Source organism: Winogradskyella echinorum, assembly GCF_014297365.1.
Classification (GTDB): Bacteria; Bacteroidota; Bacteroidia; order Flavobacteriales; family Flavobacteriaceae; genus Winogradskyella; species Winogradskyella echinorum.
Window position 1 is genome coordinate 640,961 of sequence record NZ_JACOQD010000001.1, and the last position, 20,306, is coordinate 661,266.

Here is a 20,306-nt window from a genome sequence, read left to right on the forward strand (position 1 = left end):
ATAGATTTATGAAAGCAATTAAACATATAGGATTGGTTATTTTCTTAATTGGGTTAGGCATTTTCACAGCCTTACCGCTTTTAGGAACCTTTAACCTAAACGAAACTGATTTTAATACCATAATAAGCAATCAGAATATTAAAAGCGAGGTTTTTATCAATGAACTTAAATCTGAAGTTGTTGGCAAGGATTTTAATGGGATGCAAACCTTATCTCCAAAAATTTCTAAGGCTATTTCTAATGCTAATGAAGCACATACTAAAAATAAGGAATGGGATAAAAAAATATACACCAAGTCTAGCGATATGGCAGCAATGATTGGTAAAACATCTGCCAATGGCTTTATTGCGAATAACAAAGGATTGGTGTGGTTTTTAACCTTTGGATTAGGCATCATTGGCGCTCTAATGTTTATTTTACCTAACGTTATTTTGCTTGGGGCAAAAGGCATAAAAAATGATGGTATTTATCATGAAAGTGCCACAAATCGTGGTTGGATTGGCTGGATGGTTTTCATTTTTTTGGTGTCGTTTTATTTGGTGCTTTATTTTGCTTCGGAATATGCTACTAATTGGACACTTTTAGTCGATCCTATTAGTGAAGCATTAAGTGGAAATCCTGCTGGTCATTGGTTTGTATATGGTTTTATGTACTGTGTAGTGATGACAGTTATGGCTGTACGTATGTATATTAAATATCGTCATAATATTTATCAGGTTTTTAGAACCACTTCAGTCTTATTTTTTCAGATTGTATTTGCGTTTCTAATCCCAGAAATAATGGTAAGACTGCAAATGCCGTATTACGATTTTAAAAATGCATTCCCGTTAGATTACGATTTCTTTTTTCAGTGGAATTTAAAGAACCTCATCAACAATGGAGGTATCGGAATTTTTATTTTGGTTTGGGGAATTGTTTTGACTTTAATTATTGTACCAGTTATGGTGTATTTCTTTGGCAAACGCTGGTACTGTTCTTGGGTTTGCGGCTGTGGTGGCTTGGCAGAAACTCTTGGTGATCCTTACAGACAACATTCGGATAAATCCTTATTTGCATGGAAGGTAGAACGGTATTTAATCCATGCCGTTTTGGTATTTGTCGTTGTAATGACTGGCATGACCTTATATAGTTTCTTTACAGAATCTGGAACTGTTTTGGGTATTCAAACTTCAACCGTGCAAAATATTTATAGCCTTATAATCGGTTCTATTTTCGCAGGCGTAATTGGTACTGGCTTCTACCCTATTTTTGGAAATCGTGTCTGGTGTCGTTTTGGTTGTCCACTTGCTGCATATTTAGGCTTTGTACAACGTTTTAAATCAAGATTTAGAATTACAACTAATGGAGGACAGTGTATTTCTTGCGGAAATTGTTCTACCTATTGTGAGCAAGGTATTGATGTAAGAGCCTATGCGCAAAAAGGTGAAAACATTATCCGATCGAGTTGTGTTGGATGCGGTATTTGCAGTGCTGTGTGTCCAAGAGGTGTTTTAAAATTAGAAAATGGCCCAGAAAAAGGTCGTATTAATCCGACTGAAATTTTATTAGGAAATGATGTTGACCTTATGGATTTGGTAAATCAGAAATAAGAAGTTTACTTTTGCACCTTCAAACTAACTAAATGCCCAATATAAAAGTTATCATTCCTGCTTATAACGAAGCGGAGTCTATCCCTCTTGTTATAAAAGACATTCCATCTATTGTAGATGAAGTTATTGTTGTAAGTAACAACTCAACAGACAACACAGAAATTAATGCTAAGAATGCTGGTGCAACGGTTTTAGTTGAAAAGCAAAAAGGTTATGGATATGCTTGTTTAAAAGGTATGGAATATATTGCCGAACAAAAAAATAAACCAGACATAGTCGTTTTTTTGGACGGAGATTATAGTGATTATCCTGAAGAATTAACAAAAATAGTTGAACCAATACTAGAAGACAATATTGATTTTGTTGTTGGTGCACGTGTAAAAGAACTTCGTGAAGATGGCTCTATGACTAAGCCACAAATTTTTGGTAATTGGCTAGCAACTAGCTTAATGAGAATCTTTTTTAGATCCACATTTACTGATTTAGGTCCATTTAGAGCTATTAAATATGATAAGCTATTGGGGCTTAAAATGGAAGACAAAACCTATGGTTGGACCGTAGAGATGCAGCTAAAAGCCTTGAAGCAAAAATTAAGCTATAAAGAAATTCCTGTTAATTATAGAAACAGAATTGGCGTCTCAAAAGTTTCAGGAACGATAAAAGGTGCTATCTTTGCAGGCATAAAAATCTTGACATGGATTTTTAAATATAGTTTTAAGTGATTTACCTTCAGTATACAATTATTGTAATTTACACCATTGCCATAGTGCTTATATTTATGTACGCATTGGCACAACTGAACTTACTTTACAATTATTTATCTTCAAAAAAGAAGAGAGAAAAGTGTGCTAAATTCGACTTTTCTAACCCTAATGAAATTCCTTACGTAACAATTCAACTTCCTGTTTACAACGAAATGTATGTAATGGAGCGTTTGTTAGACAATATTGCATTAATTGAATATCCGAAAGACAAATTAGAAATTCAGGTTTTAGATGATTCAACAGACGAAACCGTTGCGACTACCAAAGCACATGTAGAAAAATTAGCGGCTACAGGATTAGATATTAGTCATATCACAAGAACGGACCGAAGTGGTTTTAAAGCTGGTGCTTTAAAAGAAGGTTTAGAAATAGCAAAAGGTGAATTTATTGCTATTTTCGATGCTGATTTTTTACCAAATCCTAATTGGTTAAAACGCACTATTCCCTACTTTAAAAACGAAAAGATTGGTGTTGTACAAACCCGTTGGGGACATATTAATAGAAACTATTCTATACTCACCAAAATACAAGCGTTTGCATTAGATGCTCACTTTACATTAGAGCAAGTTGGCAGAAATAGTAAAGGTCATTTTATCAATTTTAATGGTACAGCAGGAGTTTGGAGAAAGGAATGTATTATTGATGCTGGTAACTGGGAAGGAGATACACTAACTGAAGATTTAGACTTAAGTTATAGAGCGCAATTAAAGAACTGGGAATTTAAATATCTTGAAGATGTTGAAACTCCTGCAGAATTACCTATCGTAATTAGTGCTGCGCGTTCGCAACAGTTCCGATGGAATAAAGGTGGCGCAGAAAACTTTAGGAAAATGTTGAAGCGTGTTATTAAGTCAAAAAATATTTCGACAAAAACAAAAATACATGGTCTACTGCATTTACTAAATAGCACCATGTTTTTAAGCATATTTACGGTTGCTATTTTGAGTATTCCTATGCTTTATATTAAGAATGAATATGCGCACTTACGAAACTATTTCTACATAATGAGTTTCTTTGTAATGAGTACCATTATTTTCTTTGTTTGCTACTGGTTTATGTACAAAAGTATTTATGGTAGTGGCTTTAAAAAGTTCTTTGGTTACATTGGTATGTTCTTTACGTTTTTCTCAATAGCCATGGGCTTTTCACTTCATAATTCTATTGCAGTATTAGAAGGCCATGCTGGTAAACGTAGTGAGTTTGTTCGTACACCAAAATTTAATCTCAGTAAGTATAAAGACAACTGGAAAAACAATAAATATTTACGCAAAAACCTTTCGCCAAACGTTATAATCGAAGGAATCTTAATGCTTTATTTTGGCTTTGGTATGTATAGCGCATTTATTGTTGGCGACCAAGGAGGAGATTTCGGTTTGTTCCCTTTTCACCTTATGCTATTTATAGGTTTTGGTTTTGTATTTTTTAAATCCTTGAGCTCTAAAGTTTAGGTGGTAAATTTAGACACGAATTTCACTAATTATCACTAATTTTTCAGACACTTTGCGACTCTAAGCCTTTACGAGAGAAATTGAATTAGTGCTATGACCTATCCTCAAACGGAATAACAATTCCCTTTTCTAAATAATCTTTTAAGCCTTTTAGCAGCATCGCCCAACAAAAGGATGAATGTTTATAGTGATTGTTGCATTCTGGCCAACCTACATGAAAGAAATTAAGACAGGTCCCATTTTCTTTTTCCTTTAGTTTAAATCCAAATGTTGTTGGATCCCAATCGGCATCAGATTTAGTCATTTTATAATGAATATGGTCATCTTGTTTACAGCTGACGACCTTAGCATACCAATTGTATTCATCTGTAAAATTAAAGTTATACGTTTCATCTATTTTAGGAATTCCAGAACATTTTAAAGGCCACCATTTTTCAAGTTGTTCAGGTTCTGTTATTGCATTATAAACACTCAACTTGTCGCTTTTAATTATAAAATTGAAGTAAATAGAATGGCTCATAGCTTTAGTTTTATTCGATTAAAGTTATTAATCTTTTTTTAAGCGACTATACTGCAGTTCTAAATAATTCTATCTTTGATTTTATGCTTGGACTTAGCAACTTAATTAAATATCATAAAACACCAGTACTATTTATTTTATTGAGTAGTATTTTTTATGTGTCGTTTGCTTATGATTTGATTAGAACAGATACTTTAAAGCTTTTGTTATTGTATCTGGCACTTTTTGTATTTGCTTTTCAAATTATAAAAACTTCAGGTTTTTATACTCGATTGTTAGTGGTTGTCGCTATTCTACTCCGTCTTTTGTTTTTGTTTGCGATTCCAAATTTATCTCAAGATTTTTACCGCTTTATTTGGGATGGTCGTATGATTTTAGAAGGACTGAATCCTTATCTCTACACCCCAGATTCATTTATTCAAAACGGTAAATTTCCCGTAGCGCAGGCACAAGAATTATATAATGGTATGGGTGAGCTAAGCGCATCTCACTTTACTAATTACCCTCCATTAAATCAACTTTGCTTTTACCTAGCTGCATTATTTTCTGGCAAAAGTATTTTAGGCTCAGTCGTTGTTATGCGAGTTATAATTATTGTCGCTGATATAGGAACCCTTTATTTTGGAAAAAAACTCTTAGAGCGTCTTAAATTACCTTCAAACAGGATCTTTTGGTACATTTTAAATCCTTTTATTATTATAGAGCTTACAGGCAATCTCCATTTTGAAGGCGTTATGATTTTCTTTCTGGTTTGGAGTCTCTATTTATTACATTCTGGGAAATGGAAATGGGCTGCTGTGGTTATGGCTTGCTCTATATCTGTGAAACTCATTCCGTTGATGTTTTTACCTGTGTTTTTTTGGTGGTTTGTTAATCGTGATAAAATTGAGATCCTGAAACAAGTTCAGGATGACAATACTGAAGTTCCTTACATTGGCTTGATTAATCTATTTGCATTTTACGCCATAGTTGGCGTCACAACAATTTTACTTTTTATTCCATTTTTCTCAATGGAATTTATTAATAATTACTCTAAAACTGTTGGACTTTGGTTTGGTAATTTTGAGTTTAATGCAAGCATCTATTATCTAGCAAGAGAACTTGGCTATGCAATTAATGGTTATAACGAAATTGCTATAATAGGAAAGATTTTACCAATGATTTCTTTATTAATTATTTTAAGTTTTTCATTCTTTAAAAAGGCTAACACTATACCCAAATTAACAACTTCAATTTTACTAGCTTTTACATGTTATTTGTTTTTGAGTACAACAGTACATCCTTGGTATATTGCTACCTTAGTAATACTCTGTGTTTTTACAAATTATAAATTTCCGCTGGTTTGGTCAGTAGTAATTATTCTAAGTTATTTGGCGTATTCTAATGTTTCTAACTCAGAGAACTTATGGGTAATTGGGTTGGAATATTTAATTGTATTTACTGTCTTTTTATGGGAAATACGTAATACTAAAATAAATAAAAAAGCCAACTCATAAGAGCTGGCTTAAGTTTTATAGCTTTTTTAAAGCTACAATGGTATTTGTTTCTGTTTCTTCTTCGTAACCATCTTCATCCTCTTCTGTTTCAATTATGGTAGTATAAGTCACAGAAAACTTAGTTCCTATTAGTTTCTCAGAATTTAAATCGAAAGATTTTAATAATTCAGAACCAATTTCATGAAATGTCATTGTGTACTCATCTCCATCTTCATTTACGCCTATAAAGTTATAACCGTAGTCTTCTTTACCGTCATATACACCTTCAAATGTTTGTTTGTCTTGAATGTTTTTTGCCGATGTTAATACTAAAAAAGAAAAAAGTAAAACACCTATTATTGCTAATGATTTTGTTTTCATTATTGATAAAATTTAAACGTTGAAAATTAAAATTGTTTTCCTCGGAATTTTACCACAACAAGTCCGGAAGCTCTTTTAGTAAATTCATAAGAATGAATTACACGTGGTATAATCAATAATTTTTAGTCTTGCTTTTTATCGAAAATCTTTAGTTAAGATTTAAAAATATCATTAGTCGTTTTAAAATTCTTAAACTCTAACATATAGTCGTTAGGGTCTTTTAAAAAAAATGAAGAATGTTCACCTAACTTATCCTGCAGAAAAGTTGTTTTATTTACAACATCTAGATGATGCTCTTTAAGATTGTTGTAAATACCATTCCATGTCGATTCATTTACAATAACACCAAGATGAAAAGATGGTAATAACTTACCTTCAAATACATAATTTGGGCTATTGAAATTAAATTTTTCGGCCTTAATAAATGTTAACTGATGACCAAATAAATTTATATCAATCCAATTTTCACTAGTTCTTCCCACGGAAGCTCCAATATAATTAATGTAAAAGTTTTTAGTGTCTTCTACATTTAAACAAGGTAATGAGATATGAAATGATGTTTCCATAATTCTACTATTTAAAATTCTATCTTTTTAAATAACAACAAATTACAAAATATTATTAACGTATTAATTTTGATTTAGTCAAAATCTTCATCCTCTGCTCCAGGCTCTAAATCTGGATCTTGAACTGCATCTGGATCATCATCATCAAAGTCTTCATAATCATCTTCATCGTAATTCTCCATTGTTACTTCTAACTTAGTACTTACTTTTACTAGGTACTTAGTATCTTCAGTTGTTACTTCAACAGCTTCAACGGTTTCATTTTTGGCATTTTTAAATGACACAATGTGTCCATCATCATAGCCATGTGGATATTTTTCCACTAAGAGTGCTAAAATTTCTGGTGTTAGTTTTTTAAAATCAACTATGACTCTTTTTAAATGTGCGTCTTTTGGTTTCATTTTTTAATTTTTATCGGAGCTAATTATTGATTAAAGATAATATTTATTCTTTTACACGAATAACATCGTAAACATCTTTTCTACGATCTTTTAAGTTTTTTACTGCTCCGAATGAATGCAACTCCCTTAAAAGACTTAAATCTACGTCTGCTACTAATATCATTTCTGTATTTGTAGTCGCCTCTGCTTTAATACCATTACTTGGAAATGAAAAATCACACGGAGTAAACACAGCAGATTGCGCATATTGTATATCCATGTTATTTACATTAGGTAAGTTACCTACACTACCAGCAATGGCTACATAGCATTCATTTTCAATAGCTCGCGCCTGTGCACATAATCTTACTCTAGAATATCCGTTTTGAGTATCTGTTAAAAACGGAACAAAAAGAATATCCATGCCTTCATCTGATAATAATCTTGACAACTCAGGAAACTCAGAATCATAACAAATAAGTATACCTATTTTACCACAATCGGTTTCAAAGGTTTGCAATTTATTTCCTGGTTGCATTCCCCAAACCTTAGCTTCATCTGGTGTTACGTGGATTTTTTCATAACGCTCTAAACTACCATCTCTACGACATAAATAGCCTACATTATACAATTTATCGTCTACCAATTCTGGCATACTACCAGAAATAATATTAATGTTATATGAGATTGATAGTTGTTGTAATTTCTCAATAATAACATTGGTGTACTTTGCTAATTCTCTAATGGCATCTGGCTCGTGCATTTGATTAAACTCTGCCATTAACGGAGCATTAAAAAACTCTGGAAATAATGCAAAATCTGATCTATAAGCAGAAACACTATCTATAAAATACTCTACTTGCTGCATTAAATCGTCCAAGTTTTTATATGGTCGCATTTGCCATTGAATTAAGCCCAATCTAACAACAGATTTTACGCTAGTCGCTTTTTTATTTTTTTTGGTATAATAGATATTATCCCATTCCATTAAAACTGCATATTCACTAGACGCTGTATCTCCTTCTAAATAGCCTTTAATAACTCTTATTGGATGAAAATCGTTTGAAATTTGAAAATTTAAAACAGGATCGTGAATTTCTTTACGTTTTACTTTTTCAATATATTCTTTAGGAGTTAAATCTTTATGCTTGTGGTAATTTGGCATTCTGCCACCAAAAACAATTCCTTTTAGGTTTAAATTTTCACAAATTTCTTTTCTATAATCGTACAAACGTCTTCCCAATCGCAAACCTCTATACTCTGGTTTTATAAAAACATCTATACCATATAAAACATCACCATCTTCATCATGGTTTTTAAAACGATCACCTTCAATAATATCTGCATAGGTATGATTGTCTTCTATCTTATCATAATCTACAATAATAGATAAAGCACAACCTGCAATATTGCCATCTATTTTAATAACAACTTGCCCTTGCGGAAAAATGGAAGTTAATCGTTCTATATGGTGCTTTTTCCAATAGGAATCTAAAACACCACCATAAGCTTCTAAGGTTGCTAATTTTAATTCCTCAAAATCATCAACCGTTAAAAACTTAAGTTCTATATTTTCAATTTTATGATCTTCCATTACATATCTAAGAGATAAGCAAAAATCAACGGAGCCACTATGGTTGCATCACTTTCTATAATAAACTTAGGTGTATTAATATCTAATTTTCCCCAAGTTATTTTTTCATTTGGTACAGCACCAGAATACGATCCGTAACTTGTTGTACTATCACTTATTTGGCAGAAATAGCTCCAAAATGGTGTATCTGTACGCTCCATATCTTGGTATAACATTGGCACTACACAAATTGGAAAATCGCCAGCAATTCCGCCTCCTATTTGAAAGAAGCCAATACCATTTTTAGAATTTACGGTATACCAATTAGCTAAAAACGTCATGTACTCAATACCAGACTTCATAGTACTAGCTTGCAGCTCTCCTTTAAGAACGTAGCTTGCAAAAATATTACCCATTGTACTGTCTTCCCAACCAGGACACACAATTGGCAAATTCTTTTCTGCTGCCGCATACATCCAAGAGTCTTTTAAATCTATTTCGTAGTGCTCTTCTAATACACCAGACAATAATAACTTGTACATATACTCGTGTGGTAAATAACGTTCTCCTTTAGCTTCGGCATCTTTCCATATCTTAACAATATGTTCTTGTATACGTCTAAATGCTTCTTCTTCAGGGATACAAGTATCTGTAACACGATTTAATCCTTTTTCTAACAAATCCCATTCGTCTTGTGGAGTTAAATCTCGGTAATTTGGCACACGCTTGTAATGGCTATGAGCTACCAAATTCATGATGTCTTCTTCTAAGTTAGCACCTGTACACGATACGATTTGCACTTTGTCTTGGCGAATCATTTCTGCAAATATCTTTCCTAATTCTGCAGTACTCATGGCACCTGCAAGAGACACTAACATTTTAGATCCAGAATTTAATTGCGCTTCGTAACCTTTTGCTGCATCCACTAATGCCGCTGCATTAAAATGCAAATAGTATTTTTCTATAAACTGTGATATGTGTCCTTTAGTAGTCATCTTCATTATTATATTTAGAAAATTTGTTTACGCTGTTTGACGAATCATTAAAATTGCTTTCAAAATCATCTTCAGCTTCTTCATTTTGAAATTTATAGCTCAACATTTTATAATATAATTTTGCTGCTAAAAAGTCTGAAGATTTATCTGTATTATTTGGGCAAAGCTCAACGATATCAAATCCTACAACATTTTTCTCTTCAAAAACCTGTTTTAAAAAATCTAGCGTTTCGTACCATAATAAACCACCTGGTTCTGGTGTACCTGTGCTTGGCATAATGGAAGGATCAAAGGCATCTAAATCTATTGTAATAAATACATTTTCTGTCATCTGATCTATTGCAGAGTCTACCCAAGAATCGTCTTGTGCCATTTCGTGTGCAAAATAAGTTTTGTCCTCATCCATTACCGTTTTTTCAATTGCATCCATAGAACGAATACCCACTTGAATTAAATTGGTCGTTTGGCTTGCTTCGTAAACTGCACAAGCATGGTTACAACTAGAACCTTCATAAGACTCACGTAAATCTGCATGCGCATCTAATTGTAAAACAGTGATGTTTTCGTACATCTCATTAAATGCTCTAATAGTACCTATTGAAATAGAATGTTCCCCTCCAAAAATGGTCACAAACTTGTTCTTTTTAATGTACTTTTTTGTTGCTTGGTGTACAGCTTCTACCATAGCTTCTGGAGAACTGTTTTCAGTCACAGCATCTGCTAAATAAATACCTTGTTTATACACTTCGGTATCTGTTTCGATATCATAAAGCTCCATATTTTCTGAAGCATTTAAAAAAGCATCAGGTCCTATATCGGCACCTTTTTGCCAAGTGCTTGTACCATCATATGGCACTGGAATTAAAACAATTTTAGAAGTTTCTAATTTTGATAATTCTTCTGGAATACCAGCATACGTTTTAGTTTTCATTTTCTAAATTATAATTTATTATCAGCTAAATGTAACTTGCCATTAGAGTTTCCGTTTTTTTGAAAATCGAGACTCTGGCTTGCCTCATTGTAGCCTAAAATTTTAAGTAAGTCTTCACTTTTTTGTTGTTCGCTAAATATTTTTTTTGAGAGGTTACCGTCTGCATCTCTTTGTATTAATATGTGTTTTGGTGAGGGAATTAAACAGTGTTGCAAACCACCAAATCCTCCAATGGTTTCTTGGTAAGCACCTGTATTAAAAAAGCCAATATATAATGGTCTTTCCTTATTGTATTTTGGTAAATAAATAGCATTAACATGCTGCTCGCTATTGTAATAATCGTCACTATCGCAGGTTAAGCCACCTAATAAAACGCGTTCATAACTCTCGTGCCAACGGTTAACTGGCAACATTATAAAACGCTTGTTTATTGCCCAAGTATCTGGTAAAGTTGTAATGAAAGATGAGTTAATCATATTCCATTTTTCTCTGTCGTTTTGTTGTTTTTGATATAACACTTTGTATATAGCACCACCACTTTCGCCAACTGTAAAACTTCCGAACTCTGTGAAAATGTTTGGAGTAGCTACTTCTTCCTCTTCACAAACTGTTTTAATTTGGTTAACGATTTCGTCTACCATATAGGCATAATCAAAATCGAAAGCCAATGAATTTTTAATAGGAAAACCACCTCCAATATTTAAGCTATCTAAAGTTGGACAAATTTTCTTTAGAGCTGTGTACACTTTTAAACATTTAGTAAGCTCATTCCAATAGTATGCATTATCTCTAATGCCAGTATTAATAAAAAAGTGAAGCATTTTTAGTTCTACTTTTTCATTATTCTGAATCTGATTTTTGTAAAATGGCACTATATTTTTATAGCCGATTCCTAAACGCGATGTATAAAACTCAAACTTTGGCTCTTCTTCAGAAGCTATTCTAATACCCACTTTAAATTTCCCATTTATCTCTTGAGAGAGTAAATCTATTTCCTCATAATTATCTATAATAGGTATGCAATTTTTATGACCATCGTTAATTAAATTTGCAATGTTAGTGACATATTGTTCGCGTTTAAAACCATTACTTAACACAAAAGTGTTATTGGTGATTTTGCCTTCTTTTTTGAGGTTTCTAACAATATCAATATCAAAAGCCGAAGAGGTTTCAATATGAATATCGTTGGTTAAAGCCTCATCTAAAACATGTTTAAAGTGCGAACTTTTTGTACAATAGCAATAATTATATTTACCTTTATAATTATGCTTCTTAAAAGCATCTGCAAACCACGATTTAGCTCGTTGAATATTATTAGATATTTGTGGTAAATAGGTGAATTTTAATGGTGCACCATATTCTTCAATTAATTCCATAAGGTTAACACCATGAAATTGTAATGTTTTTTCTTCTAGCTTAAATTCTGGCTGAGGAAAATCAAAGGATTGATCGATAAGATCAATGTATTTTGTATTCATTATAAAATGTGAAAAAGGTTTTCGCTAATGCGAAATATTTAGATGTAAAATAATATGTTTTAAGTATCCTGTGAGTTAACTTAATATTATATCATACTTGAATTTGGCTCTGTGTAGTTGGTACAAAACCGTAGATGTGCTGACTGGCAGCAATGGTATTTGCGGAAGTTAGCTCTAAAATTCGGTTACTTATCTTATAAGCTGTTTTTGAATATGACTTCCTAATTTTCAAAAACCCGAACGTAAAAACACGTTTCAATTTGTTCAGCTAAAAAAGCGAAGCAAATGTATATCTTTTTTTAATACGCAAAACTTTTTTTTATTTTTTTTTGAAAATAAATAAAGTCTTGTTACTAATTTGAAAGATCACTTCACTCAATAGATACTTGTGATTACTCAAACCTATTTTATATCTTTATATTAAGCTCTTAATTTAGATGTAAACAAAACATACTATATTATGAAAACACAATTAAAATTATTGCAAACACAAACCTTTAAAACTTTTGGTTTAATTGTCTTTATGTTGTTTACGCTTGTAGCTTTTAATCCTGTTTATGGGCAAACAAAAATGAATTCAGCAGCCAAAGCCTCCATTAACGAACGTACTATAAAGGGTATCGTAAGCGATGACACACAGCCTCTTAACAATGTAAACATTACTCTTAAAGGAACTAAAATTGGTACTACTACTAATGAAAAAGGGGAATTTACCTTTCCTAAAAAACTAAAAACAGGTGACATTTTACTTTTTAGTTATTTAGGCTACGAAAAGCAAGAAATAGAAATAAATGACAAAACCTCATTTATTAAACTTGTTTTAACTGAAGATTTAATAGAAATGATTGGCGCTTTAGATTCTAATAAGCCCTATAAATCTAAACGTAAAAAGAATTAAAAATATGAGCTTATATCTGGTGGAGCGTAATTGAGATTCTATGAAAAGATTCTAGACTACGCTCTATCTAAGTAACATTAATTTTTATTATTTGAAAACAGTTTCTCTCATATTACTCTTTACTTTCACCTTACACTTACAGGCACAGATTTCTGATTTTAAAACAATTAATTTTAAAAAAGCTGATAGTATTGCTTTAGAATGCAAAGATGAAGGCTTATATAATTTACCAGAATTGTCTAATAAGCTGACGTCACCTTTAACTACAGATGTAGAAAAATTTAGAGCAATTTATAAATGGGTTTGTAACAACATAGCCAATGATTACAGCTTATATTTAAAGAATAAACGTAAACGCCAACGTTTTAAAGACGATAGTATTAAGTTTAATACATGGAATAACAACTTCCGTAAAAAGCTTTTTAAAACACTTTTAGAAGATCAAAGAACCATTTGTACAGGTTATGCTTATTTGGTAAAAACACTTGCTGAATTGGCTAATTTAGAATGTGAAATTGTACAGGGTTATGGTAGAGTAAGCACAACAGACATTGAAAATTTAGAATTACCAAACCACTCATGGAATGCTATTAAATTAAATAACAAATGGTATCTGTGCGACCCAACATGGGCAAGTGGTATTCCTAATCCCGAAACTAACCGCTTTACATTTAATTATAACGATGGCTTCTTTTTGGCCAATCCAAAACTATTTGCGGTTAATCATTTTCCTGACGACCCAAAATGGTGGCTTATGGATAAGGACATTCCAACTTTTGAAGCCTTTTTAACAGCGCCTATTATATATGGAAAAGCATACGAAAACTTAGAACTTCATATTGCACCAAAGCTAATGCATCATGTTATTAAAAAGTATCAAACCATTACCTTTAAATACCAACTTAGCAAAACCACTAAACCAGAAGACATTAGCCTTCTGATTGATAGTGGTTTTAATAATTGGAAAACAAAACCAACGTCAGCTTCAATTAAAAAAAAGTCGTTAATAATAAAACATCAATTTAAAACAAATGGGTTTTATGATGTTCATCTTTATATTAAAGATGACTTAATTTCAACTTACACTATTAAGGTTAAAAGCTAATGTTATTGTTTTGCAAAAAAAAAAAAGCCTTAATCTGAAAGTATTAAGACGTTATTAGTGTCTATTTCAAATTCTATATTATCACAAAGCACTAGATTAATAGGGATTTTTTGCCCATAATCAATATTATTAGTTGCAACAATAATAACATCATTATTCGGCAATTCTACCCAACCACTATCTGAAGAAGCAGTTAAATTCTGTGTGTGTAAAGTACTGTAATCATGACCGTAAACTATAAATTCAAAGCTACGTGTGCCATTATTAGTCAGTCTAACTTTAGGTAAGTCGTCAATACAATTTTGCACTTCTGGTTGTATATTAGAAGTATCTAATGTATCAACATCAGATGTGTCTGGTGTACAATTTACTACAAGTAAAAGCACAAAAATGAGTCTTACATTTTTCATAAGTAGGTATTTTATATTCTATTTGGGACTACAAACATATATAAAATAAACACACCACCGACTAAATGTGATATTTATTCGATGAACGGTAAGAATTTAAAAATAAGGTTTATTGGGTTTAGGCTACTGATTATAGCATCTTCAGCGTATTTATCTCTTGCTCAGTTAAATGCTTCCAGTGTCCTCTAGGAATATCTTTTTTGGTTAAATGACCAATGGCTACACAATCTATTTTTACAATATCGTAGTTAAAAGCATCAAAAATTGTACGTAGAATAGTGTTTCCTGTATTCTTAATTTTTAAACCTATTCTATTTTTGGGTTCACCTTCTATATAACTAATATCATCTACAGAAATTAATTTACCTTCAACTTTAAATCCTTCCTTTATCTTTTTAAGATCTTCGTATTTTAAGTTTTTATCTAGTTCTACCTGAAATAACCTAGCAACACCATTTTTAGAATTAGTAAATTTCTGAACCACCTTGTCATCGTTAGTAAACAATAATAAACCTAAAGAATTTCTACCTAAACGGCCTATTGGTTTAATATTAGCATTTGTAGCATTGGCTACTAAATCCATAACCGTTCTGCCTTTACCTTCTGCAGTTGTTGTAGCAAACCCTTTTGGTTTGTTTAGTAATATATAGACTTTGGCTTCTGGTGTTATACGTTGGCCATCAAAACGCACTTCATCTGTTCGCTTAACTTTATAGCCCATTTCTGTTACTACTTTACCATTTACCGATACAAGACCGATTGCAATATTTTCATCTGCTTCTCTACGCGAACACATGCCAGAATTAGCAACATATTTATTTAAACGAATCTCATCTGAATTTGAGGTTGCATTAGGTTTTGCCTTTTTCTTGTATGGAGCATTCCCTCTGGCAAAACTTTTATTTTTGCTATTAGCATTTCCTCTTCCCGAAGTCTTTCCTTTTCCTCTGCTGTCTTGATTTCTGCTCATAATTGTAATTTTTTGCAAAGGTATAACAATAGTTAACATTAACTACTTAATTTCTACAGTAGTTTGCCTTTCTGTATTTACAGTAAGTTTAGTTACATCTGGCCTTGAATAATGCCCAACGACATCAAAATTTTGACGCTCTTCTAACACGCGATTAAAATCAATAGTTTTAATTATTAGACCTTCTTTATTTAAAACAGGTTCTATAATCCACTCACCATCTGGTCCTGCCATACAACTACCACCATTAGCCAAAGTATCTGGTGCATTCTTAAGAATAGCATCTAAATGTGGCGTATTCTCTGGGAAATCTGTTTTAAACATTAAACTAGACACTGAAACTACAAAAGAGCGAGATTCTCTAGCAATGAAACGTGTGATATCTTTGGTATTGTGATCGCTTCCTGGCCAAACTGCAATATGTAGATTTTCGCCTTGACCATATAAAGCTGTACGTGGCAAAGGCATCCAGTTTTCCCAACAATTGAGACCACCAACAGTAAATGCCTTTAAAGGATGTACTTGTAAGCCATTACCATCGCCAGGTGACCATGTTAACCTTTCATCATAGGTTGGTTGTAATTTTCTATGAACCGATTTTACATCACCTTGTTCGTTTATATATACTAAAGATGCGTATATACTATGACCACCTCTATCTATTGGCCTTTCCATAATGCCTAAATAAATGGCTATTTTATGTTGCTTAGCTAATTGACAAACAGCATCTAGTTCTCCTTTTTCTATACAAATGGAATTATTGACGTAATGTGCATGTAACTCTTTATTTACTTTTTTATCCCATTCTGCTCCACCTGTTAATGCCAGCCAAAAAGGATATCCTGGCAATAAGGCTTCACCAAAAACAATGAGCTCACAATTTTCTTTTGCAGCTTCTTGTATAGAATTTTCAATTTTAAGCAGTGTAGCACTTTTATCTAACCAAACTGGTGCTATTTGTGCCATGGCTATTTTTAAGCTTGTGTTCATCTTAAATTCGGTTTAAAACAATAGATACATCAATTAATAAAATAGAAAATACTCCAGCTACAATTATAAATTTAAGCATGTTGTGTAGTAAAAGATAATGATTTTTCTTATTCGATTTCCAGAGAATTCCTAAAAAAAGTAAAAGCAAAACAATACTTAAATAAAAGAAGTAGTACATATGCCCAATTTTAAAAAATAAGATCAATGCTACTGCTGAGACTATGGTTAAAACAGTCATAATTGTTAGCATTGTTTTAGATAGTTTTTCACCATATACTACTGGTACTGTTCTATAATTTAATGCTAAATCTCCTTTTAAATTTTCGAGATCTTTGGTGAGTTCTCGCATCGATATCAATAAAAACAAGAAAATGGCATGGGCAAAAATGACCAATTCAAAATTTTGATAATAGATGAAAATGGCAAAAAACGGTGTTACACTAAGTATGGCTGAAACGATATTTCCTGTAATAGGTTGTTTTTTTAAACGATGTGAGTAAAACCAAATGGCAAAAATGTATAGTGAAAAGAAAATTACTGCCTTAAATGACACATAACTTACAAAGACAACTGCCAGAAAATTAAGTACAAAATAAAAAGACAGTTTGGTGTTTTGACTCACCAACCGATCGATCATCGTTTTTCTGGGTCTATTTATTAAATCTTTTTCAGAATCGTAAAAATTATTGATAATGTAACCTGCTGCAATTGTCGCTGAAGATGCTAATACCAGCATCAATAAATTAATATCAAAAAGTACAGCTTTTACAGGTTTATTATGAGCAAAAATGTAGATTGAAGCTAAATATTGAGCAATAACAACAATAAGAATGTTATAACCTCTAACAACAGAAAACAAACTAAAAAATTTAAGAAGAATATGTTTTTGTCGTCTTGTAAGCATAGCTAAAATTAAAAAAACCTGTCAGGTTTTAAAAACCATACAGGTTTGAATTATAGTTTCATCGTTCTTGGCAACATGACTTGGTATATTATTTCTTTGAAATAATCGCTTTATAAATTCTATACACAACCCAAATTAAACTAAATAACAATACAACAATAAACGTTGCCCAAAAGATCAGACCAAACTCAGGTACTATTAAATCCATATTTTAAAAATTATAAACAACTTCCAACTTTTGGCCTTTAAGAGCTTCTTTGGCTCTATCAATATTCTCAGTAAACCCAAGAATATAACCTCCACCACCTGAGCCACACAATTTTAAATAGTAGTCGTTAGTTTCAATGCCTTTTTTCCAAAGCTCATGAAACTGTTTTGGTATCATCGGTTTAAAATTATTCAACACCACTTTAGACAATTGTTTTGTGTTTTTAAATAATGATTTTATATCTCCTTTTAAGAAATCATCTACACAAGCATCTGTATGCTTTATAAACTGGTCTTTTAGCATACTACGGAAACCTTCATTTTTCATGTTTTCCATAAAAATACTCACCATTGGTGCCGTTTCACCAACAATACCGCTATCTAATAAAAATACAGCCCCTTTTCCTTCGGTTTGTTGCGATGGAATACCAGTTGCTTCAATATTATCTTTAGAATTTATTAAAATTGGAAGACTCAGGTAACTGTTTAAAGGATCTAAACCTGACGATTTACCATGAAAAAACGATTCCATTTCAGAAAAAATCGCTTTTAATTTCAATAACTTTTCGCGTGTTAAATTCTCTAACACTGTAATTTTATCTGATGCATATTTATCGTAAATAGCAGCTACTAAAGCACCACTACTGCCTACACCATAACCTTGCGGAATTGAAGAGTCGAAGTACATACCACCATCTACATCACTTTGTAATGTATCGATATCAAAAGTCACTAAGTCTTTGTCTAATTTGCTTAAGTAAGCGACAAAACGCTTTAAACTCTCATTAGAATTTATGGCTTCTTGTGTTGGATTTTCATCAACCTTTAAAGCACCATTGTAAAAATTATATGGAATTGATAAGCCTTTAGAATCTTTAATGATTCCGTATTCTCCAAATAAAAGAATTTTAGAATAAAATAGTGGTCCCTTCATGTGTTTTAAGCAATTACTTTAACAAATATACGTATTAAAATCCTATTTGGTTTGCTCCTTTACCTATTTGGTCGCAAATATAATGTCCATTTTGACAATAGCTAACCAATTCATTTTTAATGAATTCTAGTATAGTTTCCTTTTCACTTTCAGGATACAACACATGTACATTAGCTCCTGCATCTAAAGTAAAACAGACATTAGAATTGGTTTTTTCTCTAAAAGCCCAGATTTTATTGATAATTTCTAAGGTATTTGGTTTCATTAATATGAAATACGGCATACTTGTCATCATCATTGCATGAAGCGTTAAAGCTTCACTTTCAACAATTTTCACAAATTCATTTAAATCTCCTGAAGCTAAAATGGATGTTAACGTAGCTAAATTATCATGTGCTTGGGCAAAACGTTCTTTTGCAAACGGATGGCCAAACATTAACTTATGCCCAACTGTACTGCTCACTTGCTTTTCACCTTTATCCACCAGTAAAATAGTGTCTTGGTAATTTTTAAAGTTTTGATGCACTTCGCCTTTATACTTTACTCCGTATAAATCTGAACTTTCGGTACTTTCATTATTACCCCAAACCACCAATTCGCCTTCAATACTTCTGCATGCGCTCCCTGAGCCTAATCTTGCTAGGAAGGATGCTTTTTGGTTGAAATAACCTTGAGATTCTTCGCTTTCACTCTGAATGACAGTATCAGTTAATTTTTGTTCAATACTCATTAAGCACAAAGCAATAGCACTCATGCCTGAAGCAGAAGATGCAATACCAGAACTATGCGGAAATGTGTTAGAAGTATTAATGTTAAAGTGATAATCTCTTAAAAATGGCACATAGGATTCTATACGCTCAAAAAAGGTTTGAATCTTTGGTTTGAAGGCTTCATTTTTTTCACCTTCAAAAAACACATCGAAGCTAAAATCGTTCCCTTCTTTTTTAGTGTAAGTTACTTCAGTTATTGTTTTACAATCCGAAAGTGTAAAACTTATTGATGGATTTTCTGGAATTTGATGTTCCTTTTTTCCCCAATATTTCACTAAAGCGATATTACTTGGAGATTCCCATTTTACTTTGCCTCCTTTAATGTCTGAAGCATATGATTTAAGGATAAAATCTTTCTCTATCATTGATTCTAAATATCTGACAAAGATAAGAGTTTTAGCATTGTTCTGTAATTTCGGGCTGTAGCTTTTACGTTTAATTTTTTCTCAAACCAGTTTACACCTAATTTTGCTTTACCGGCACCTAATGCATAAAATATATAAATGCAATTTTCAGTAATTATAAATTCTTCATTCGGAAATGATTGGTTTGAAATTTCAGCTATTAGTTCCTTCTTTGGTACTTCCTTAAACATTATAAAATAACTGCTTTCTTTCTTATCTTTATGAAATGGACAATTATTAAGAATAATTTCTAGTTCTTCTTTAGTTTTTAACAATATTTGGACTTCGAATCCAAAATGAGAATATATTTCTTTAAAAATTTTATTTTCTAATTTGCTTTTATTTTGTTCTAAAGTTTCAAAGACAACATTGCCACTTTGAATGTAAGTTTTTACATTCATTAATCCGGCTTTAGTAAGTATTTCTCTAAGTTCAGCCATTATCACTTTATTGTGCCCACCAACATTAATTCCTCTAAGAAATAGAACAAATAGCTTTTTATTACTCATACATTTTGAAAATTTTGCTTAAATAATTTCATTACATTTAGTTATTTTATCGACCAAATACGCTTTTCTAACGATTAAATGTCATATATTGCCCGAGATAATAGC

Annotated in this window: 21 protein-coding genes; 6 read left to right on the plus strand and 15 right to left on the minus strand. The window is 31.9% G+C overall.

Annotated features, from left to right (window positions below; genetic code table 11):
* Positions 1 to 8: 8 nt before the first annotated feature.
* The 3 genes from H8K90_RS02800 to H8K90_RS02810 are packed head-to-tail and all read left to right on the plus strand — an operon-like array spanning position 9 to position 3,801.
* Positions 9 to 1,589 carry a 4Fe-4S binding protein gene (locus H8K90_RS02800; RefSeq protein WP_186844413.1) on the plus strand — a complete coding sequence of 527 codons (1,581 nt, stop codon included), beginning with the start codon at positions 9 to 11 and terminating at the stop codon, positions 1,587 to 1,589.
* A 32-nt stretch (positions 1,590 to 1,621) separates the two neighbouring features.
* Entirely contained in the window at positions 1,622 to 2,311 is a 690-nt protein-coding gene (locus H8K90_RS02805) for a glycosyltransferase family 2 protein (protein ID WP_186844414.1), read from the plus strand.
* Between the two features lie 56 nt (positions 2,312 to 2,367).
* A complete protein-coding gene (locus H8K90_RS02810) occupies positions 2,368 to 3,801 on the plus strand; it encodes a cellulose synthase family protein (RefSeq protein WP_222611325.1) in 1,434 nt (477 codons plus the stop codon).
* Between the two features lie 91 nt (positions 3,802 to 3,892).
* On the opposite strand, the gene H8K90_RS02815 is transcribed toward H8K90_RS02810, so the two are convergent.
* The gene (locus H8K90_RS02815) at positions 3,893 to 4,321 is read right to left on the minus strand and encodes an SRPBCC family protein (RefSeq protein ID WP_186844415.1); all 429 of its coding nucleotides are present in this window, start codon (positions 4,319 to 4,321) and stop codon (positions 3,893 to 3,895) included.
* 83 nt (positions 4,322 to 4,404) lie between these two features.
* On the opposite strand from H8K90_RS02815, the gene H8K90_RS02820 reads away from it, so the two are divergent.
* A complete protein-coding gene (locus tag H8K90_RS02820) occupies positions 4,405 to 5,817 on the plus strand; it encodes a mannosyltransferase (protein ID WP_186844416.1) in 1,413 nt (470 codons plus the stop codon).
* Between the two features lie 15 nt (positions 5,818 to 5,832).
* Here H8K90_RS02820 and H8K90_RS02825 read toward each other — a convergent pair whose 3' ends face one another.
* The 7 genes from H8K90_RS02825 to H8K90_RS02855 all read right to left on the minus strand — a co-directional run bounded on the left by H8K90_RS02825 (position 5,833) and on the right by H8K90_RS02855 (position 12,100).
* Positions 5,833 to 6,177 carry a hypothetical protein gene (locus H8K90_RS02825; RefSeq protein WP_186844417.1) on the minus strand — a complete coding sequence of 115 codons (345 nt, stop codon included), beginning with the start codon at positions 6,175 to 6,177 and terminating at the stop codon, positions 5,833 to 5,835.
* A 152-nt stretch (positions 6,178 to 6,329) separates the two neighbouring features.
* Entirely contained in the window at positions 6,330 to 6,743 is a 414-nt protein-coding gene (locus H8K90_RS02830; RefSeq protein ID WP_186844418.1) for a VOC family protein, read from the minus strand.
* A gap of 74 nt (positions 6,744 to 6,817) precedes the next feature.
* A complete protein-coding gene (locus H8K90_RS02835; RefSeq protein WP_186844419.1) occupies positions 6,818 to 7,144 on the minus strand; it encodes a hypothetical protein in 327 nt (108 codons plus the stop codon).
* A 43-nt stretch (positions 7,145 to 7,187) separates the two neighbouring features.
* Positions 7,188 to 8,717: a bifunctional GNAT family N-acetyltransferase/carbon-nitrogen hydrolase family protein gene (locus H8K90_RS02840; protein WP_186844420.1), complete on the minus strand. Its 1,530-nt coding sequence runs from the start codon at positions 8,715 to 8,717 to the stop codon at positions 7,188 to 7,190.
* Entirely contained in the window at positions 8,717 to 9,691 is a 975-nt protein-coding gene (locus H8K90_RS02845) for a deoxyhypusine synthase family protein (protein WP_186844421.1), read from the minus strand. The genes H8K90_RS02840 and H8K90_RS02845 overlap by 1 nt, the downstream gene beginning before the upstream one ends.
* The gene (gene speB / locus H8K90_RS02850; RefSeq protein ID WP_186844422.1) at positions 9,681 to 10,622 is read right to left on the minus strand and encodes an agmatinase; all 942 of its coding nucleotides are present in this window, start codon (positions 10,620 to 10,622) and stop codon (positions 9,681 to 9,683) included. Before speB ends, H8K90_RS02845 begins: the two co-directional genes overlap by 11 nt.
* 8 nt (positions 10,623 to 10,630) lie before the next feature.
* Positions 10,631 to 12,100, minus strand: coding sequence for an arginine decarboxylase (locus H8K90_RS02855; protein ID WP_186844423.1), 1,470 nt, complete (start codon positions 12,098 to 12,100; stop codon positions 10,631 to 10,633).
* A gap of 460 nt (positions 12,101 to 12,560) precedes the next feature.
* Between H8K90_RS02855 and H8K90_RS02860 the strand changes: the two genes are divergently transcribed.
* Together H8K90_RS02860 and H8K90_RS02865 are read left to right on the plus strand one after the other, a co-directional pair.
* A complete protein-coding gene (locus H8K90_RS02860; protein ID WP_186844424.1) occupies positions 12,561 to 12,998 on the plus strand; it encodes a carboxypeptidase-like regulatory domain-containing protein in 438 nt (145 codons plus the stop codon).
* A 91-nt stretch (positions 12,999 to 13,089) separates the two neighbouring features.
* Positions 13,090 to 14,103, plus strand: a complete 1,014-nt coding sequence (locus tag H8K90_RS02865; RefSeq protein ID WP_186844425.1) for a transglutaminase domain-containing protein — start codon at positions 13,090 to 13,092, stop codon at positions 14,101 to 14,103.
* A 29-nt stretch (positions 14,104 to 14,132) separates the two neighbouring features.
* Here the strand turns inward: H8K90_RS02865 and H8K90_RS02870 are convergent, their stop codons facing one another.
* The 7 genes from H8K90_RS02870 to H8K90_RS02900 form a co-directional block, all read right to left on the minus strand.
* A complete protein-coding gene (locus tag H8K90_RS02870; protein WP_186844426.1) occupies positions 14,133 to 14,513 on the minus strand; it encodes a hypothetical protein in 381 nt (126 codons plus the stop codon).
* A 130-nt stretch (positions 14,514 to 14,643) separates the two neighbouring features.
* On the minus strand, positions 14,644 to 15,483 hold the full coding sequence (locus H8K90_RS02875) for a pseudouridine synthase (RefSeq protein WP_186844427.1): 840 nt from the start codon (positions 15,481 to 15,483) through the stop codon (positions 14,644 to 14,646).
* A gap of 42 nt (positions 15,484 to 15,525) precedes the next feature.
* Positions 15,526 to 16,473 (minus strand): carbon-nitrogen hydrolase family protein, encoded by a 948-nt coding sequence (locus tag H8K90_RS02880; protein WP_186844428.1) that lies wholly within the window; start codon positions 16,471 to 16,473, stop codon positions 15,526 to 15,528.
* A 1-nt stretch (position 16,474) separates the two neighbouring features.
* The gene (locus H8K90_RS02885; protein WP_186844429.1) at positions 16,475 to 17,377 is read right to left on the minus strand and encodes a geranylgeranylglycerol-phosphate geranylgeranyltransferase; all 903 of its coding nucleotides are present in this window, start codon (positions 17,375 to 17,377) and stop codon (positions 16,475 to 16,477) included.
* Positions 17,378 to 17,588: 211 nt separating this feature from the next.
* Positions 17,589 to 18,518: a mevalonate kinase family protein gene (locus H8K90_RS02890; RefSeq protein WP_186844430.1), complete on the minus strand. Its 930-nt coding sequence runs from the start codon at positions 18,516 to 18,518 to the stop codon at positions 17,589 to 17,591.
* Positions 18,519 to 18,552: 34 nt separating this feature from the next.
* Positions 18,553 to 19,653, minus strand: a complete 1,101-nt coding sequence (locus tag H8K90_RS02895; protein WP_186844431.1) for a diphosphomevalonate/mevalonate 3,5-bisphosphate decarboxylase family protein — start codon at positions 19,651 to 19,653, stop codon at positions 18,553 to 18,555.
* A 5-nt stretch (positions 19,654 to 19,658) separates the two neighbouring features.
* A complete protein-coding gene (locus tag H8K90_RS02900; RefSeq protein WP_186844432.1) occupies positions 19,659 to 20,201 on the minus strand; it encodes a DUF1697 domain-containing protein in 543 nt (180 codons plus the stop codon).
* Between the last annotated feature and the right edge of the window lie 105 nt (positions 20,202 to 20,306).

What these genes read in the sequence shown, in the direction of transcription:
- H8K90_RS02830 (WP_186844418.1), bottom strand. Translation starts at nt 6,743, where the DNA reads ATGGAAACATCATTTCATATCTCATTACCTTGTTTAAATGTAGAAGAC.
- H8K90_RS02835 (WP_186844419.1), bottom strand. Translation starts at nt 7,144, where the DNA reads ATGAAACCAAAAGACGCACATTTAAAAAGAGTCATAGTTGATTTTAAA.
- H8K90_RS02875 (WP_186844427.1), bottom strand. Translation starts at nt 15,483, where the DNA reads ATGAGCAGAAATCAAGACAGCAGAGGAAAAGGAAAGACTTCGGGAAGA.
- H8K90_RS02895 (WP_186844431.1), bottom strand. Translation starts at nt 19,653, where the DNA reads ATGATAGAGAAAGATTTTATCCTTAAATCATATGCTTCAGACATTAAA.
- H8K90_RS02900 (WP_186844432.1), bottom strand. Translation starts at nt 20,201, where the DNA reads ATGAGTAATAAAAAGCTATTTGTTCTATTTCTTAGAGGAATTAATGTT.
- H8K90_RS02860 (WP_186844424.1), top strand. Translation starts at nt 12,561, where the DNA reads ATGAAAACACAATTAAAATTATTGCAAACACAAACCTTTAAAACTTTT.
- H8K90_RS02840 (WP_186844420.1), bottom strand. Translation starts at nt 8,717, where the DNA reads ATGGAAGATCATAAAATTGAAAATATAGAACTTAAGTTTTTAACGGTT.
- H8K90_RS02800 (WP_186844413.1), top strand. Translation starts at nt 9, where the DNA reads ATGAAAGCAATTAAACATATAGGATTGGTTATTTTCTTAATTGGGTTA.
- H8K90_RS02880 (WP_186844428.1), bottom strand. Translation starts at nt 16,473, where the DNA reads ATGAACACAAGCTTAAAAATAGCCATGGCACAAATAGCACCAGTTTGG.
- H8K90_RS02810 (WP_222611325.1), top strand. Translation starts at nt 2,368, where the DNA reads ATGTACGCATTGGCACAACTGAACTTACTTTACAATTATTTATCTTCA.
- H8K90_RS02825 (WP_186844417.1), bottom strand. Translation starts at nt 6,177, where the DNA reads ATGAAAACAAAATCATTAGCAATAATAGGTGTTTTACTTTTTTCTTTT.
- H8K90_RS02820 (WP_186844416.1), top strand. Translation starts at nt 4,405, where the DNA reads ATGCTTGGACTTAGCAACTTAATTAAATATCATAAAACACCAGTACTA.
- H8K90_RS02890 (WP_186844430.1), bottom strand. Translation starts at nt 18,518, where the DNA reads ATGAAGGGACCACTATTTTATTCTAAAATTCTTTTATTTGGAGAATAC.
- H8K90_RS02805 (WP_186844414.1), top strand. Translation starts at nt 1,622, where the DNA reads ATGCCCAATATAAAAGTTATCATTCCTGCTTATAACGAAGCGGAGTCT.
- H8K90_RS02815 (WP_186844415.1), bottom strand. Translation starts at nt 4,321, where the DNA reads ATGAGCCATTCTATTTACTTCAATTTTATAATTAAAAGCGACAAGTTG.
- H8K90_RS02885 (WP_186844429.1), bottom strand. Translation starts at nt 17,377, where the DNA reads ATGCTTACAAGACGACAAAAACATATTCTTCTTAAATTTTTTAGTTTG.
- H8K90_RS02855 (WP_186844423.1), bottom strand. Translation starts at nt 12,100, where the DNA reads ATGAATACAAAATACATTGATCTTATCGATCAATCCTTTGATTTTCCT.
- H8K90_RS02845 (WP_186844421.1), bottom strand. Translation starts at nt 9,691, where the DNA reads ATGACTACTAAAGGACACATATCACAGTTTATAGAAAAATACTATTTG.
- speB (WP_186844422.1), bottom strand. Translation starts at nt 10,622, where the DNA reads ATGAAAACTAAAACGTATGCTGGTATTCCAGAAGAATTATCAAAATTA.
- H8K90_RS02870 (WP_186844426.1), bottom strand. Translation starts at nt 14,513, where the DNA reads ATGAAAAATGTAAGACTCATTTTTGTGCTTTTACTTGTAGTAAATTGT.